The 16145-nt window shown below is 65.7% G+C and carries 10 protein-coding genes, 2 tRNA genes and 3 rRNA genes (1 of these 15 running past the window's edge); 12 read left to right on the top strand and 3 right to left on the bottom strand.

The genetic code is table 11. The annotated features are described in order from the left end of the window. The 10 genes from MMG85_RS04095 to MMG85_RS04050 form a co-directional block, all read left to right on the top strand. A 16S ribosomal RNA gene (locus MMG85_RS04095) occupies positions 1-48 on the top strand (it extends 1497 nt beyond the left edge of the window). A 72-nt stretch (positions 49-120) separates the two neighbouring features. Next, positions 121-196: transfer RNA gene (locus tag MMG85_RS04090), tRNA-Ala, on the top strand. A gap of 15 nt (positions 197-211) precedes the next feature. Next, positions 212-288: transfer RNA gene (locus MMG85_RS04085), tRNA-Ile, on the top strand. A gap of 253 nt (positions 289-541) precedes the next feature. Beyond that, positions 542-3420: ribosomal RNA gene (locus MMG85_RS04080) — 23S ribosomal RNA — on the top strand. Positions 3421-3546: 126 nt separating this feature from the next. Beyond that, positions 3547-3661, top strand: a 5S ribosomal RNA gene (gene rrf / locus MMG85_RS04075). Together the 16S, 23S and 5S rRNA genes with 2 tRNA genes alongside form the textbook arrangement of a ribosomal RNA operon. A gap of 94 nt (positions 3662-3755) precedes the next feature. After that, positions 3756-4976 carry a dipeptidase gene (locus tag MMG85_RS04070; RefSeq protein ID WP_241044902.1) on the top strand — a complete coding sequence of 407 codons (1221 nt, stop codon included), beginning with the start codon at positions 3756-3758 and terminating at the stop codon, positions 4974-4976. A 74-nt stretch (positions 4977-5050) separates the two neighbouring features. After that, positions 5051-5893 carry a metal-dependent hydrolase gene (locus tag MMG85_RS04065; protein ID WP_241044859.1) on the top strand — a complete coding sequence of 281 codons (843 nt, stop codon included), beginning with the start codon at positions 5051-5053 and terminating at the stop codon, positions 5891-5893. A gap of 192 nt (positions 5894-6085) precedes the next feature. Beyond that, positions 6086-6964, top strand: coding sequence for an RNA polymerase sigma factor RpoH (gene rpoH / locus MMG85_RS04060; protein ID WP_055937719.1), 879 nt, complete (start codon positions 6086-6088; stop codon positions 6962-6964). A 129-nt stretch (positions 6965-7093) separates the two neighbouring features. Then, complete coding sequence (locus MMG85_RS04055) at positions 7094-8518, top strand: hypothetical protein (RefSeq protein ID WP_241044858.1); 1425 nt, start codon at positions 7094-7096, stop codon at positions 8516-8518. A 44-nt stretch (positions 8519-8562) separates the two neighbouring features. Next, entirely contained in the window at positions 8563-9066 is a 504-nt protein-coding gene (locus tag MMG85_RS04050) for a DUF1203 domain-containing protein (protein WP_241044857.1), read from the top strand. Here MMG85_RS04050 and MMG85_RS04045 read toward each other — a convergent pair. From MMG85_RS04045 to MMG85_RS04035, 3 genes are all read right to left on the bottom strand, one after another. Beyond that, complete coding sequence (locus MMG85_RS04045; RefSeq protein ID WP_241044856.1) at positions 9039-10316, bottom strand: NAD(P)/FAD-dependent oxidoreductase; 1278 nt, start codon at positions 10314-10316, stop codon at positions 9039-9041. The two genes, MMG85_RS04050 and MMG85_RS04045, sit on opposite strands and share 28 nt — an antisense overlap. 71 nt (positions 10317-10387) lie before the next feature. Then, a complete protein-coding gene (locus tag MMG85_RS04040) occupies positions 10388-11707 on the bottom strand; it encodes an MFS transporter (protein ID WP_241044855.1) in 1320 nt (439 codons plus the stop codon). Further along, on the bottom strand, positions 11707-13893 hold the full coding sequence (locus MMG85_RS04035; protein WP_241044854.1) for a primosomal protein N': 2187 nt from the start codon (positions 13891-13893) through the stop codon (positions 11707-11709). Before MMG85_RS04035 ends, MMG85_RS04040 begins: the two co-directional genes overlap by 1 nt. 445 nt (positions 13894-14338) lie before the next feature. On the opposite strand from MMG85_RS04035, the gene MMG85_RS04030 reads away from it, so the two are divergent. Next, a complete protein-coding gene (locus tag MMG85_RS04030) occupies positions 14339-15313 on the top strand; it encodes a hypothetical protein (RefSeq protein ID WP_241044853.1) in 975 nt (324 codons plus the stop codon). After that, complete coding sequence (locus MMG85_RS04025) at positions 15300-15890, top strand: DUF3106 domain-containing protein (protein ID WP_241044852.1); 591 nt, start codon at positions 15300-15302, stop codon at positions 15888-15890. Before MMG85_RS04030 ends, MMG85_RS04025 begins: the two co-directional genes overlap by 14 nt. Positions 15891-16145 lie beyond the last annotated feature (255 nt).

The following is a 16145-nucleotide window of genomic DNA, read 5'->3' as shown; positions in this document are numbered from 1 at the left end:
TCGTAACAAGGTAGCCGTATCGGAAGGTGCGGCTGGATCACCTCCTTTTGAGCATGACAAGCGCTTCTTGTCAGGCGCCCACACAAGACACCTGCATTTTTCAGAGTAAGCCCGTACAACGGGGCCTTAGCTCAGCTGGGAGAGCACCTGCTTTGCAAGCAGGGGGTCGTCGGTTCGATCCCGACAGGCTCCACCACTGGGAACGACTTTTGGGTCTGTAGCTCAGGTGGTTAGAGCGCACCCCTGATAAGGGTGAGGTCGGTGGTTCGAGTCCTCCCAGACCCACCAAGCCGATCGGCAATTACTTCTGAAACCTGCAATCGCACACTAAAAGATTATTTTGAAACGGATCGGCGCTGAAGCCGGCTTCGTGTTCTTTAACAACTTGTGACGTAGCGAGCGTTTTAGATTTTCATCTAGACGTGTCGTTGAGGCTAAGGCGGGGACTTCGAGTCCCTAATAAATTGAGTCGTATGTTCGCGTTAATGGCTTTGTACCCCATTGGCACGGCATGTAACTCCGAGGCGACTTGGGGTTATATGGTCAAGCGAATAAGCGCACACGGTGGATGCCTTGGCGGTCAGAGGCGATGAAGGACGTGGCAGCCTGCGAAAAGTGCGGGGGAGCTGGCAACAAGCATTGATCCCGCAATGTCCGAATGGGGAAACCCACTGCTTCGGCAGTATCCTGCAGTGAATACATAGCTGCTGGAAGCAAACCCGGTGAACTGAAATATCTAAGTAACCGGAGGAAAAGAAATCAACCGAGATTCCCTGAGTAGTGACGAGCGAACGGGGACCAGCCCTTAAGCTGGATTGGTTTTAGAAGAACAGTCTGGAAAGACTGGCCATAGACGGTGACAGCCCGGTATTCGAAAAGACCTTTTCAGTGAAGACGAGTAAGGCGGGGCACGAGAAACCCTGTCTGAACATGGGGGGACCATCCTCCAAGGCTAAATACTCCTGACCGACCGATAGTGAACCAGTACCGTGAGGGAAAGGCGAAAAGAACCCCGGAGAGGGGAGTGAAATAGATCCTGAAACCGTGTGCGTACAAGCAGTAGGAGCCCGCAAGGGTGACTGCGTACCTTTTGTATAATGGGTCAGCGACTTACTGTTCGTGGCAAGCTTAACCGTATAGGGGAGGCGAAGGGAAACCGAGTCTGATAAGGGCGCATAGTCGCGGGCAGTAGACCCGAAACCGGGTGATCTAGTCATGCCCAGGGTGAAGGTGCCGTAACAGGTACTGGAGGCCCGAACCCACTCCCGTTGCAAAGGTAGGGGATGAGGTGTGATTAGGAGTGAAAAGCTAATCGAACCCGGAGATAGCTGGTTCTCCTCGAAAGCTATTTAGGTAGCGCCTCGTATGAATCTTCTTGGGGGTAGAGCACTGTTATGGCTAGCGGGACATCGCGTCTTAGCAAACCATGGCAAACTCCGAATACCAAGACAGAATGTACGGGAGACACACGGCGGGTGCTAACGTCCGTCGTGAAAAGGGAAACAACCCAGACCCACAGCTAAGGTCCCAAATTTCGTGCTAAGTGGAAAACGATGTGGAAAGGCACAGACAGCCAGGAGGTTGGCTTAGAAGCAGCCACCCTTTAAAGAAAGCGTAATAGCTCACTGGTCGAGTCGGTCTGCGCGGAAGATTTAACGGGGCTAAGCACGAAACCGAAGCTTGGGGTGCATAACTTTGTTATGCGCGGTAGAGGAGCGTTCCGTAAGCCGTTGAAGGTGACTTGAGAAGGTTGCTGGAGGTATCGGAAGTGCGAATGCTGACATGAGTAACGATAATGCGGGTGAAAAGCCCGCACGCCGAAAGCCCAAGGTTTCCTTGCGCAACGTTAATCGACGCAGGGTTAGTCGGTCCCTAAGGCGAGGGCGAAAGCCGTAGTCGATGGGAAGCAGGTTAATATTCCTGCACCTCGCGTGAGTGCGATGGAGGGACGGAGAAGGTTAGGTGTACCGGGCGTTGGTTGTCCCGGGGAAAGGCGGTAGGTTTGGATCTTTGGCAAATCCGGGATCCTTTAAGACCGAGCACCGAGACGAGTCCTTTTGGACGAAGTCACTGATACCACGCTTCCAGGAAAAGCTCCTAAGCTTCAGCTCACGCAGACCGTACCGTAAACCGACACAGGTGGGTAGGATGAGAATTCTCAGGCGCTTGAGAGAACTCGGGTGAAGGAACTAGGCAACATGGCACCGTAACTTCGGGAGAAGGTGCACCCTCTTTGGTGGCCCATGCGGGCTATAGCTGAGGGGGGTCGCAGAAACCAGGCCGCTGCGACTGTTTATCAAAAACACAGCACTCTGCAAACACGAAAGTGGACGTATAGGGTGTGACGCCTGCCCGGTGCTGGAAGGTTAATTGATGGGGTCAGCCGCAAGGCGAAGCTCTTGATCGAAGCCCCAGTAAACGGCGGCCGTAACTATAACGGTCCTAAGGTAGCGAAATTCCTTGTCGGGTAAGTTCCGACCTGCACGAATGGCGTAACGACAGCGGCGCTGTCTCCACCCGAGACTCAGTGAAATTGAAATCGCTGTGAAGATGCAGCGTTCCCGTGGCAAGACGGAAAGACCCCGTGAACCTTTACTATAGCTTTACATTGAACGTTGAGTTCGTCTGTGTAGGATAGGTGGGAGGCTATGAAACCGAGGCGCTAGCTTCGGTGGAGCCAACCTTGAAATACCACCCTGATGTGCTTGACGTTCTAACCTAGGTCCGTAATCCGGATCGGGGACCATGTATGGTGGGTAGTTTGACTGGGGCGGTCTCCTCCCAAAGAGTAACGGAGGAGCTCGAAGGTACGCTCAGCGCGGTCGGACATCGCGCACTGTGTGCAAAGGCATAAGCGTGCTTGACTGCGAGATCGACGGATCAAGCAGGTACGAAAGTAGGACTTAGTGATCCGGTGGTTCTGTATGGAAGGGCCATCGCTCAACGGATAAAAGGTACTCCGGGGATAACAGGCTGATACCGCCCAAGAGTTCATATCGACGGCGGTGTTTGGCACCTCGATGTCGGCTCATCACATCCTGGGGCTGTAGTCGGTCCCAAGGGTATGGCTGTTCGCCATTTAAAGTGGTACGCGAGCTGGGTTCAGAACGTCGTGAGACAGTTCGGTCCCTATCTGCCATGGGCGTTGGAGATTTGAGAGGGGCTGCTCCTAGTACGAGAGGACCGGAGTGGACGAACCTCTGGTGTTCCGGTTGTCACGCCAGTGGCATTGCCGGGTAGCTATGTTCGGAAGCGATAACCGCTGAAAGCATCTAAGCGGGAAGCGCGCCTCAAGATGAGATCTCCCGGGGCACAAGCCCCCTAAAGGAACCATCAAGACTAGGTGGTTGATAGGTCAGGTGTGTAAGTGGGGCAACCCATTGAGCTAACTGATACTAATGATCCGTGTGGCTTGACCATATAACCTCAAGTGGCCTTGGACTCGACGATATCGTCAGAGAAAATCCAATGCCCGCTACGTCACAAGACCCTATGAGAGATTGGCGCCTTAATCCGTTTTATGGATGGCGACGCTCCAACCCTCTCCCTGGTGAAATTAGCGCTGTGGTCCCACCCGTTCCCATCCCGAACACGGAAGTGAAACGCAGCCGCGCCGATGGTAGTGTGGCTTAAGCCATGCAAGAGTAGGTCATCGCCAGGGGCTTTACCCCCAAGCCCCCGTCCGATAGGACGGGGGTTTTTTCTTGCGTGGCTTTCGCCAACAATCGGGCTTCATCTCACGAAGGGGCGGATGCATGACGTTGTGTCGAGTGGCCTTGGCCAGTGCGCTGGCGTTGATCTGCATCGGCGATGCAGCCGCGAAGGATGTGGGCGCGGATGCGCGACGCGTTCACGAGGAAGCGCTGGTGCTGGACACGCACCTGGACACGCCCGCCAACTTCCGTCGACCCGGCTGGAACATCGCCGACAACCACCAGCATGAAGGCGATCTGTCGCAGGTGGATCTGCCGCGCATGAAGATGGGTGGCCTGGATGGGGGCTTCTGGGTCATCTACACCGCGCAGGGCGCGCGCGACGAGGCAAGCAAGCGCTCCGCGCGCGACCATGGCCTCGAACGCCTGGTCAGCATCCACGAGATGCTCGCCGCCCACGCGTCGGAGCTCGAGTTGGCCCGCACCGCCGAGGATGCTGAGCGGATCGCCGCATCAGGCAAGCGGGTGTCTTTCATCAGCATGGAAAATGCCGCGCCCCTGGCCAGCGATCCCAGCCTGCTCACGGCCTACCATCGGCTCGGTCTGCGGATGCTGGGCATCACCCATGTCCGCAACAACGATTTCGGCGACTCCTCGACCGATCCCGCGGGCGCCGAGTGGAACGGCCTGAGCCCGGCGGGACGCGCCTTGGTGGAAGCGGCAAACCGCTTGGGGATCGTGCTGGATGCCTCGCACGCGAGTGACGCCGTGTTCGACCAGGTGCTCGAGTTGTCGCGGGCGCCCATCGTGCTCTCGCATACCAGCGCAGACGCGCTGTACGACCATCCTCGCAACATCGACGATGCCCGGCTGCGCCGGCTGGCCGCGAAGGGTGGCGTCATCCACGTCAACGCGTACGGCGGCTATCTGATCGATATCCCCAAGATTCCCGAGCGCGAAGCGGCCATGGAAACACTCGGCAAGAAGTACGGCCCGGAGGGCCAACTGTCGGTCGAGCAGGCGCGCGGTTATCTCGCCGAACGACGCGAGATCGAAGCCCGCTATCCGGCGAAGCAGGCGACGTTCGACCACTACATGGCGCATCTGCTCCACATCCTGAAGGTGGCCGGGGTGGATCATGTCGGCATCGGCGCGGATTGGGACGGCGGTGGCGGCGTGGTGGGCATGGAAGACGTCAGCGCGCTGCCGCGGGTCACCGAGGCACTGCTTGCCGCCGGCTACACGCAGCAGGATATCCGCAAGATCTGGAGTGGCAACCTATTGCGGGTGATCAGGGAAGCCCGAGCGATCGCAAAGGACTGAGGGCTTTCGCGGCCACCACGTCCATGCATGCGAGGCAAGACAACATTCCGGTCTGCGCCACGGAGGTAGACGTCATGGAAGAGTCCATCACGGCGCGGCGGTTCACCGCGACGCTTTCTCGCGACATCCCGCGGCACTGGTTGCCGGGCAACGAAGTGGTGTCGTCGCTGCTCAACGCCTACACCGTCCTGGTGCCGGCCAATGAAGCGTTCTACATCCGCACGCTCAATGCCTGCACGCCGCGGTTGCAGGATGAGGGCCTGCGCCAGCGCTGTCAGGCCTTCATCCGGCAGGAGGCGCAGCACGGCGTGGCGCACAAGCGGTACTGGGACAACCTGGACGCGCAGGGCTATGCGTATCGCGGCATCGAGCGTGTGGTGGACCGTGGCCTCTTCCGGGTCATGGACCGGGTGGCGCCGCTATGGCTGCGGGTGTCGCTGGTGAGTTGCGTCGAACACATCAATGCGTTCCTCGGCTACGAGTTCCTGGCGCAATCCATCCTCGCCAACGCCGATCCGCGCGTGCGCGACCTGATGGAGTGGCATTTTGCCGAGGAGATCGAGCATCGCGCGGTCGCGTTCGATCTGCTGCAGGCGGTATCGCCCCGTTATCCCGTGCGCGTGATCGGTGCGGTGATGACCACCACGCTCTTCTATCTGTTGCTCGCCAGTCTGGCGGCGTTGCTGCTCGCGCAGGATGGCCGCTTGTGGCGAATGGCCACGTGGCGGCAGCTGACGCATCACCTCGGCGCCGGGCACGGCATGGCTCGACGCACCCTTGGACACCTGCGCGACTACCTGCGTCCCCGATTCCATCCCTCCCGTCTGGCGGACGCCGATGCCCTGGCCGCCACCGTGTTGGCGCGGCAGGCCGCTGCGGAGCCGCCTTCGATCATGGCAATGCCGCCGCGAACCTGAATGAAAACCCGCCTGTGCTTCAGCCTGCGGACGGCCACGGATCAGGCGTCGCGCGCCGGATTCGCAAACCCCTGATTCCAAAGACTATCCGGCCGCGGGTCCGGCACGTGTCCTGTCGTTGCACGGCTGGAACAATACGGAACTTCCGGCACGGTTAGCAGTCGAACCCCCTGACTGCTAACATCCTTGCCCATGAGCCAGATGACCCCCACTACCGCCCTGGTCGCCAATAACCTGCCGATCCCCAGTGCCCTTGGATCGCTCGACGCCTACATCAGCGCCGTGCACCAGATCCCGGTGCTGACGGTCGAAGACGAGCGCTCGCTCGCCAACCGTTACCGCGAGGACGAAGACCTCGACGCCGCCCGCGAGCTGGTGCATTCGCACCTGCGCTTCGTCGTGCACGTCGCCCGCGGCTACAACGGTTACGGCCTGCCGCTGGGCGACCTGATCCAGGAAGGCAACATCGGCCTGATGAAGGCGGTCAAGCGTTTCGACCCCGACATGGGCGTGCGCCTGGTGAGCTTTGCAGTGCACTGGATCCGTGCCGAGATGCACGAGTTCATCCTGAAGAACTGGCGCATCGTGAAGGTCGCCACGACCAAGGCGCAGCGCAAGCTGTTCTTCAACCTGCGCAAGTCGAAGACGCGCCTGGGCTGGATGAATGCCGAGGAAGTCAGCGCCATCGCCAAGGACCTCAACGTGTCCGAACGCGAAGTGATGGAGATGGAATCCCGCCTGTCCGGCCGCGACATCGGCTTCGATGCGCCGTCGGATGAAGACGAGGACCATGCGCCGCCTTCGCCTGCCAGCTATCTGGTGGCGCGCGACGAGGATCCGTCGCAGGCTTACGAGCGTGCCGACAGCGAAGACAACCAGATGGAACTGCTGCGTGAAGGGCTGGCGAACCTCGATGAGCGCTCACGCGACATCATCAAGCGCCGCTGGCTGGATGGCGAAAGCAAGGTCACGCTGCAGGAACTGGCCGACGAGTACGGCATCTCCGCCGAGCGCGTCCGCCAGGTCGAAGCGAATGCGCTGAAAAAGATGAAGGCGTTGTTCGCGGCCTGACCTGCTGCTTAGTGATGCGATATCGAAGAGGCCCCTGTGGGGCCTCTTTTTTTGGTGCCGACCGGCGACGGATGTGGTCCACTACGCCGCGATCCGCCTGGGGCGGCACGACATCTAAAGGAGCAGCGCATGGGGTGGGGCAACAAGCGGCAGTGGGGACTGGCGGTGGTGTTGGCGTGCGGCGTGCTGACGGGCGCGGCCATCGCGCCGGCGATGGCCGCAGGAAGCGACAACACCAAGTCGCAGGGCGAAGAACGCGGCGTGCGTTTCAGCATCGATCGCGAGGAGTACGACGCCCAGGCGCGTGCCGCGATGCAGGTCGATCCCGTGGTATCCGCCCATCTGGGCGCGATCCGCAAGGTGGCGTTGGACGATGCGGCCAGCATGGACGAACCCGGCCCCGATGTACTGGTGTTCGATGTCGAAGGCAGCCGCGGCAAGGGCCGCGTCACGGCGCGCTTCCTCACCGTCAGCGCTACGCAGGAGGCGCTCGGTCCCGGCGTGCTGGTCATGCAGGATGGCACCGAGCATGCGATCGAAGGCGATGCCGATGCCTTGGCGGCCGAGGATGATCATCACGGGCACGACCATGATGAAGACCTCGAGACCGGTGCCGGTCTCTTCACCCGCCAGGCACAGGACGCCGCGCAACGCTATCCGCTGATCCGCCAGCACATCGGGCAGATCACCGCGTTCGAGATCGACAGCGACGCGACGGGCGCGGCGCCGGGCATGAATACCTTCGTGTTCGACCTGACCGGCGACAAGGGCCGTGGCAGACTCGAAGCCGATTTCATCACCGTCAGCGCCGATACCGAACGTCTCGGCAAGGGCGTGCTGACGCTGGCCGATGGTCGTCGGCTGCCGTTCGATGGCGAACCGCCGGGCGAGGACGAAGCGGACGATGGCGTCGATGCCGATGACCTGTTCGGCGACATGCACGACAACATCTTCACCCGCCAGGCCCGCGAGGCCGTGCAGCGCTATCCGCTGGTGCAGCAGCATATCGGCACGCTGAGCACGTTCGAGATCGACATGATGGCCAGCGGCGAGGCCGAGGGCATCGACGCCTTCGTGTTCAACCTGGTGGGCGATAAGGGCCGCGGGCGTATCGTCGCCGACTTCATCACCGTGGACGCCGATACCGAGCGCCTGGGCAAGGGCGTACTGACGCTCGCCGACGGCCGCGAGATCGCCTTCGAGGGCGAGGCGCCGATGGAAGGCGAACAGGCCGCCGCGCGCATCGATGCGGACCGCGGCGAGGCGCCGGACACGTTCGCACGCGAGGGCGGCATCTTCGTACTGCAGGCCAACGCGGCGATGCAGGCGCATCCGGTCGTGCAGCGCCACATCGGCGACATCCGCGAGGCGGCGTTCGATCGCGACGCCTCCTGGGCCGCGCAGGGCGAGCGTTACGTCTTCGACCTGAAGGGCAGCAAGGGCCAGGGGCGACTGGAAGCCGAATTCATCACCGTCGATGCCGACAGCGAACGCATCGGCGATGGCGAACTGGTCATGGCCGACGGCAAGCGCTATCCGCTCGGCAGCAAGTGAGTCGCGCAAGATCCGGATAGCGTCGTCTTCAAGGCGATACGACCATGGCATCCCGTTTCCTTGAGCGCGATGCCATGTCGTTCGTGATCCGCGGGCTGTCGCCCGAACCCTTCCGTCCCCTGTCCGCCCTCGACGATGCCGAGCTGGCGGCGCGAAACATCCGTCGTGTCGTCGCCGATGCCGACCACGGCTTTCCCTGCCGCGTCTCGCTGCAGGATGCGCGGCAGGGCGAAACGCTGTTGCTGCTTCCGTATCTGCATCACGATGTCGTCGGCCCGTACCGTGCCAGCGGCCCGATCTTCGTCAGCGAAGCCGCCCTGCGCACGCCGCCCGCGGCGTTCCGCGATGCACTCCCGCCCTCATTCCCGCGCCGCCTGCTGTCGCTGCGCGCCTACGACGCGGAGGGCATGATGCGCGATGCCGAGGTGGTGGAAGGCGTCGAGGCGACACCCCATCTGCACCGCCTGCTCGCGCTGCCGGGCGTGGCCTACCTGCACGTGCACAACGCGCGCCGCGGCTGTTATGCCTGCCGTGTCGATCCTGCCTGATCGTCGTCCTTGCCCAGGATGATCCGCGCGCCGCGCTGGTAGCTCCAGTACGCCCAGCACCAGTTGAGCAGTACCACCAGGCGGTTGCGGAAGCCGATCAGGAAGAACACATGCGCGGTGAGCCAGAACCACCACGCCAGCAGGCCGGAGAACTTCAGCCGGCCGAAGTCCACCACCGCCGCCATGCGGCCGATGGTGGCGAGGTTGCCGTAGTCCTGGTAGCGGAACGCACCCGGCGACGCGCTCCCATCCAGCCGCGCGCGCAGCACCTGCGCCACGTGCCGGCCCATCTGCTTGGCCGCTGGCGCTACGCCGGGCACCGGTCGCCCGGCGGACGTCACCGCAGCCAGGTCGCCGGCGACGAAGACCTCCGGATGGCCCGCCACGCTGAGATCGGCTTGCACCGGCACGCGCCCGGCGCGATCCAGCGGCACGCCGAGCGAACGCGCCAATGGCGATGCCGCCACGCCGGCGGCCCACACCACCGTCTTCGCCGGCACGAAGGTGTCGCCCAGGCGATAGCCGTCGTCGGTGATGTCGCTGACCGGCGTGCCGGTGACGACCTCCACGCCCAGCTTTTCCAGCTGCCGGCGCGCCTTGTCCGACAGCGTCTCGGGAAACGAAGCCAGCACGCGCGGTCCGGCTTCCACCAGACGCACGCGTGCCTGCGAGGGATCGATGTGGCGGAACTCGTTCTTCAGCGTGTGCCGCGCGATCTCCGCCAGCGTGCCGGCCAGTTCCACGCCGGTCGGTCCACCGCCGACAATGGCGAAGCTGAGCCAGGCGGCGCGGCGCTCCGGATCGGTTTCGGCTTCGGCGCGCTCGAACGCCAACAGCAGGCGGCGGCGCAGATGCAGTGCATCGTCCAGCGTCTTCAGGCCCGGTGCGTGCTTCGCCCATTCGTCATGGCCGAAGTACGCATGCGTGGCCCCGGTGGCCAGCAGCAGCGTGTCGTAGGCGATCGTCGTGCCATCGGCCAGCACCACATGCCTGTCCTGCGGCGCTATGGCACTCACCTCGCCCAGCCGCACTTCGACATTGCCCTGTTTGCGCAGGATGTGGCGCAGCGGCGCGGCGATGTCGGGCGCCGACAGCCCGGCGGTGGCCACCTGGTACAGCAGCGGCTGGAACAGGTGGTGGTTGTGGCGGTCGATCAGGGTGATGCGCACCGGCGCGGACGCGAGGGCGCGCGTAGCCCAGAGACCGGCGAAACCACCGCCGACGATGACGAAATGATGCGCAGCCTGCATGCCGTCTCCCGCTGCCACGGACCGCGTGGCGGATCGCCGCGATTGTCGCATGCGACCCGTGCAGGGCGCCGTCAGTGCGGGTCGCGATCGATCAGCGAGGTCTCGCGCGTGTCCGGCATCCACAGGTACACCAGCAGCGAACACGCGATGCAGGCGGTGACGTACCAGTAGAAGCCGGTTTCCAGCCCGATGTCCTTGAACCACAGCGCGACCATGTCGGCGGTGCCGCCGAAGATCGCCACCGTCAATGCGTACGGAAGGCCGACGCCGAGCGCGCGGATCTCGACCGGGAACATCTCCGCCTTCACCACCGCATTGATCGCGGTGTAACCGCTGAGGATCACCAGCGCGGCCATCACCAGCCAGAACGCCTGCACCGGGCTGGACACGGTCTGCAGCGTCGACAGGATCGGCCAGGTGCACAGCGTGCCCAGCACGCCGAAGGCGATGAGGATGCGCCGGCGACCGATGCGGTCCGACAGTGCGCCGACCACCGGTTGCAGCAGCATGAAAAAGAACAGTGTCGCGGCGTTGATCAGGCTGGCCGTCTCGCTGGCCATGCCGGCGCTGTTGACGAGAAATTTGTGCACGTAGGTCGTGTACGTGTAGAACGCCAGCGTGCCGCCCATCGTCAGCCCGACCACGGCGAGCACCGCACGCGGATGCTGCATCAACGCGCGCAACGTGCCCTGCGCCTCCTGCTGGGACGAGGCGCCCGCGGCTTCGCTGCGCGCGAACGATTCGGTTTCCACCATGTTCCGGCGCAGCCACAGCGCCACCAGCGCCGCCACCGCGCCGATCGCGAACGGAATGCGCCAGCCCCATTCGCGCAGCTGCTCATCGGTCAGGAACACACGCTGCAGCGCGATCAGTACGGCCAGCGCGATCAGGTGGCCCATCACCAGCGTCACGTACTGGAAGCTGGACCAGAAACCGCGGTGTTCGCGCGTGGCCATCTCGCTGAGGTAGGTCGCCGACGTGCCGTACTCGCCGCCGACCGAGAGGCCCTGCAGCAACCGCGCCAGCACCAGCAGGATCGGCGCGGCCACGCCGATGCTGGCGTAGCCCGGCGTACAGGCGATGATCAGCGAGCCGCCGCACATCATCACCACCGACAGCATCAGCGCGCGCTTGCGGCCATGGCGATCGGCGTAGCGGCCGAGCAGCCAGCCGCCGAGCGGGCGCATCAGGAAACCCACCGCGAAGATCGCCGCCGTCTTCAACAACTGGCTGGTGCGGTCGCCGCCGGGGAAGAACACTTCGGCGAAGTACAGCGAGAACGCCGCGTACACGTACCAGTCGTACCACTCCACCAGGTTGCCGACCGAGCCGCTGAAGATGCTGCGCAGGCGCTGGGCGGGCGTGAGGGCGGCGCGGGGTGTCGGCGTCATCAGTACAGGTCCATGGGATCGACATCGAGCGACCAGCGCGTGCGGCGCGCTTCGGGCAGGGCATGGATGTCCGGCAGGGCGAGGTCGAGCGCGCGGTGCAGCGTGCGGCGCTCCGGCGAGGACAGCAGCAACTGCACGCGGTGCAGGCCGGCGCGGCGCGGCATCGGCGCCGGCAGCGGCCCGTGCAGCTCCAGCGTCGCATCGTGCCGGCGCAACGCCTGCTTCGCCGCCTGCAGGAACTGCTGCGCGGCCTCGACGTGCTGGGCTTCGGCACGCAGCAGGGCCAAGTGCGCGAACGGCGGGAAACCGGCCATCTGCCGCTGTTCCAGTTCGGCCTCGGCGAAGGCGTGGTAGCCGCCGCTGATCAGCGTGTTCAACAGCGGATGGTCGGGATGGTGCGTCTGCAGCCACACGTCGCCACGCTTGCCGGCGCGTCCGGCGCGCCCCGCCACCTGGATCAGCTGCTGCGCCAGCTTCTCGCCGGCGCGGAAATCGGTGGAGAACAGGCCCTCGTCCACACCGACCACGGCCACGCGGGTCAGGTGCGGCAGGTCGTGGCCCTTGGCCAGGATCTGCGTGCCGACCAGGATGCCGGGCGCGTCGCCCAGCTTGGCCAACTGTTGCGCCAGGCCGTCGCGCTTCTGCGTGGTGCTGCGGTCCACGCGCAGCACCGGCACATCGGTGAACTGTTCGGTCAGCAGTTCCTCCAGGCGCTCCGTGCCGATGCCCTGCGGCTGCAGCGCGAGCCCGCCGCAGTCGGGGCAGGCGGGCGGTGAGGCCTGACGTGCGCCGCAATGGTGGCATTGCAGGCGCCGGCCGCCGGCGTGCACCGTCATCGCGCTGTCGCAGCGCTTGCAGTGCGCGCTCCAGCCGCAGTCGTGGCACAGCAGCACCGGTGCGTAACCGCGGCGGTTCTTGAACACCAGCACCTGGCCGTCGGCATCCAGTGCCTGCCGTATCGCCTGCAGCGTGTCCGCCAGCAGGCCGGCCTGCTGGGCGCGCTTGCGCATGTCCAGCACGCGCACGGCCGGCGGTTGCGCCTCGCCCGCGCGCCGCGACAGCCGCAGGTGCGCGTAGCGGCCGCTGCGCGCGTTGTGGAGCGTCTCCAGCGACGGCGTGGCGCTGCCCAGCACCACCGGCACGTCCAGCGCCTTGCCGCGCACCAGGGCGAAGTCGCGCGCGTGGTAGCGCATGCCGTCCTGCTGCTTGTAGCTGCCGTCGTGCTCCTCGTCGACCACGATCAGCCCGGCCTCGGGCAGCGGCGTGAACACCGCCGAGCGCGTGCCCACGATCACCCGTGCCTCGCCGCGCAGGCAGGCCGCCCACGTGCGGGCGCGCTCGCCATCGTTGAGGCCGGAGTGCAACGCGTGCACCGGCACGCCCAGCCGTTCGCGGAAGCGCGCCAGCGTCTGCGGGGTCAGGCCGATCTCCGGCACCAGCACCAGCGCCTGCCGCCCGCGCCGCAGGCAATCGGCGATCGCATGCAGGTAGACCTCGGTCTTGCCGCTGCCGGTCACGCCATCCAGCAGCAGCGCGCCGAAGCCGGCCGTGCCGGTGATCGCGAGCGCCGCCGTCTGCTGTTCGTCGTTGAGTGCCGCGCCCGGTCGCGGCGAGGGTGCGCTCGGCGTGGCCGCGGCCGGGAAGCGCTCCGCCAGCCCGCGCTTGCCCAGGTCGCGGGCGGTGACCCGGCCGGCGTCCAGATGCAGGTCCAGCACGTCCTCGTCGAGCGAGGCGTGTTCGGCCAGCAGGTCGGCCAGGCGGCGCGGGCGGCTGCCGGCGCGCAGGCGATCCCGCTGCAACCGGCCGGCCTCGGTCAGGCGCCAGTGCCAGGCATGGGTGTCCGGCAGCGGCTCGCCCTGGCGCAGCAGGACCGGCAGGGCGGTCGCCACCACTTCGCCCAGCGGCGCGTGGGTATAGCGCGCCAGCCAGTGCAGCGAGTCCAGCAGTTCCCCGTGCAGCAGCGGGGTGGCGTCCAGCAGGGCCTCCGCGTGGCGCAGCTCCAGGCCGGGATCGGCGGGCGGGGCCACCCCGGCAATGAAACCGGTCAGCGCCCGGTTGCCGAACACCACGCTCACCCGCTTGCCGACGTCCCCGGGCGAGGGGTCGTGGCCGGCCGGGGGCAGGTAGTCGAACAGCCGTGGCAGCGGCACGGGCAGGGCGACTTGCAGGACGGAAACGGGCGACATTGCGTGCAGTGTATCGGCCCGCCCGGACCCGGGTCAGGTCTCACATAGTTGCGGTGATGTCCTGTCAAAATCTTGACGAAAATCACGCAAGTGCCCATCCCGGAAGGAGATTCCGGTTTATCCACACCTGCTGTGGATAAATCTGTGCATGGCGCCGATGCTTCACGGCGCGACGGCGCTCCTGCAAGCGTCCGGGTCGGGTTGGCCAAAAAAGTGCCATCAAGCCTTTTCCCATGTGAATCATACAGTTAGGCGTGAAACCGAACTGAAACATTGAGCCGCGGGTGGCTGCCGTCCGTCTGCATGACGAATCGATGACCGCTGTGCACAACGTTTTTCGCGGAAACCCTTGTGGCGCCGAAGAGAGCAGATTTCGGCGGTCTGTCAAGCGTCCGTACGGGTGCGCCGGGTCACTATGATCGACCCATCCGCAACCGGTTCCATGATGGCCTCCTCCGACTCCGCCGCGCCCCTTCCCCCCGCCGCGCTCGCCGCCTTCCTGCGCGGCTGCGAACGCCGGGGGGCCGTGTTCGCCGAACTCCAGTGCGGCGACGCCGACCGCGGCGATGTCGCCCTGGCCGCCGCGCTGCGGGCGTTCCGGAGCAAGGCCGCCGCCCTGCCGATGGCCGACTGGCCGGCGCGCTTCTGGTCGCTGCTGGCGGCCACCCCGCAGCTGCGGACCGACGGCCCCAATGCGCGCTGGCCCGGCGCCTTCGCCGCGCTGGCCCGCCCCACACCCGCCGACCGGGCCGCCCTGCTGCTGCGCCTCGCCGGTGGCCTGCAGGAAGCCGAGGCGGCCGACGTGCTGGGCCTCGACGGCGCGGCCTACCGCGATGCGCTGGCCCGCGCTTGCCCGCGCGACTCGCTGGGACATCCCGATGCCGCCGCGTGGCGGGTGCTGGCCGACGCCATCCAGCAGCACCTGCGCGAACTGCCGGCCGACCGGCTGGCCACGCTCGCCCGCCTGCGCGAAGAAGCCCTGGCCGGCACGCGCGTGCCCCCCGCGGTCGTGGCACAGGCGGCCGGGCCTGCGCCGACCCCGGCGCCGCGCCGCTGGCCGTGGATCCTGTTGGCCGCGGTCGTGTTGCTGGCGGCGGCCGGTGCCGCGCTGTGGTGGTGGCGGGGAGCGGGCCTGCCGCCTTCCCCGTTGCCGCAGGCCCTGCCCGCGGACGAACCGGGCGTCGCCATGCTGCCGCCGGATCCCGAGATCGCGTCCGTCGAACTGCCCCCGGCGGAGGCGCCGGCCGCACGCGCGGAACCGGTGACCGCGCCCGAAGCCCATCCTGATTTCCTGCTGCTCGCCGATGCCGACGACGAAGCGCGCGCACGCGAAGCGGATTTCCTCGCCTGGTACGTCGCCGGGGCCGGCGCCACCTCCCCCGCGACAACCGAAGCAGGAGACCCCGATGCGGCACGCTGACCGGCGTCGGGCACGCGTCGCGGCCGCCGGCCTCGCCTTGCTGGCCGTCATGGCGACGTCATTCGCTCAGGACGCTACACCCGCGGCCCGCTGGGCGGCGATGTCGCCGACCGCGCAGGCCGCGTGGCAGCAGCGGCGCCTGGCCTGGGACGCACTGCCCCGCGACGAACAGGCCGATCGCCGCGCGCGCTATGCCGCCTGGCGCGCGCTCGACGAGGTGCAGCGTGCACGCCTGCGCGCCGCCGCCAGCGAGATCGCCGCCTTGCCGCCGGAGCACCAGGCCGCGTTGCGCACCCAGTTCCGCGTGCTGGACGGCATGCAGCGGCAGGGCTGGCGACTGGGGCCGGACCTCGGCGCCGACTGGCCGCGCCTGCAACCGCTGTTCGCCTACGTACCGCCCGGCGAACGCGACGCCCTGCTGTCGCTGCTGCGGCGGATGGACGCCGAACAGCGCGACGACCTCGCCGCGCTGGCGCAGCGCCTGCCCCCACAGGACCGCGACGCCTTCCGTCGCGAACTGCTGGCCGTACCCGAAGGCCAGCGCCGCACGTGGCTGCGCCAGCGGCGCGACCGCTGACCGCGGCAGCACCGGAACGCCGAAGCGGATCGACCGCGTCCCGCGTAGCGTGCGCCGCGCGCACGAAACGGATGGGGTGGTGGTGGGGTCATGAGGTCGTGCGCATGGCGCACGCTACGAGGCATGCATGACCGAACCAACGGATCCCGTTCGTGGTGAGCCCGTCGAACCACGCTGTTCGCGCCAAAGCCCGACCACTGCGGCCTGACGATCCATCGCCAAGCGCGTGGTTCGACGGGCTCGCCACGAACGACA

It is taken from the genome of Pseudoxanthomonas sp. LH2527 (assembly GCF_022539275.1).
GTDB lineage: Bacteria > Pseudomonadota > Gammaproteobacteria > Xanthomonadales > Xanthomonadaceae > Pseudoxanthomonas_A.
The sequence above is the reverse complement of the archived record's forward strand: the minus strand, read 5'-3'. Positions and strand labels throughout refer to the sequence as shown.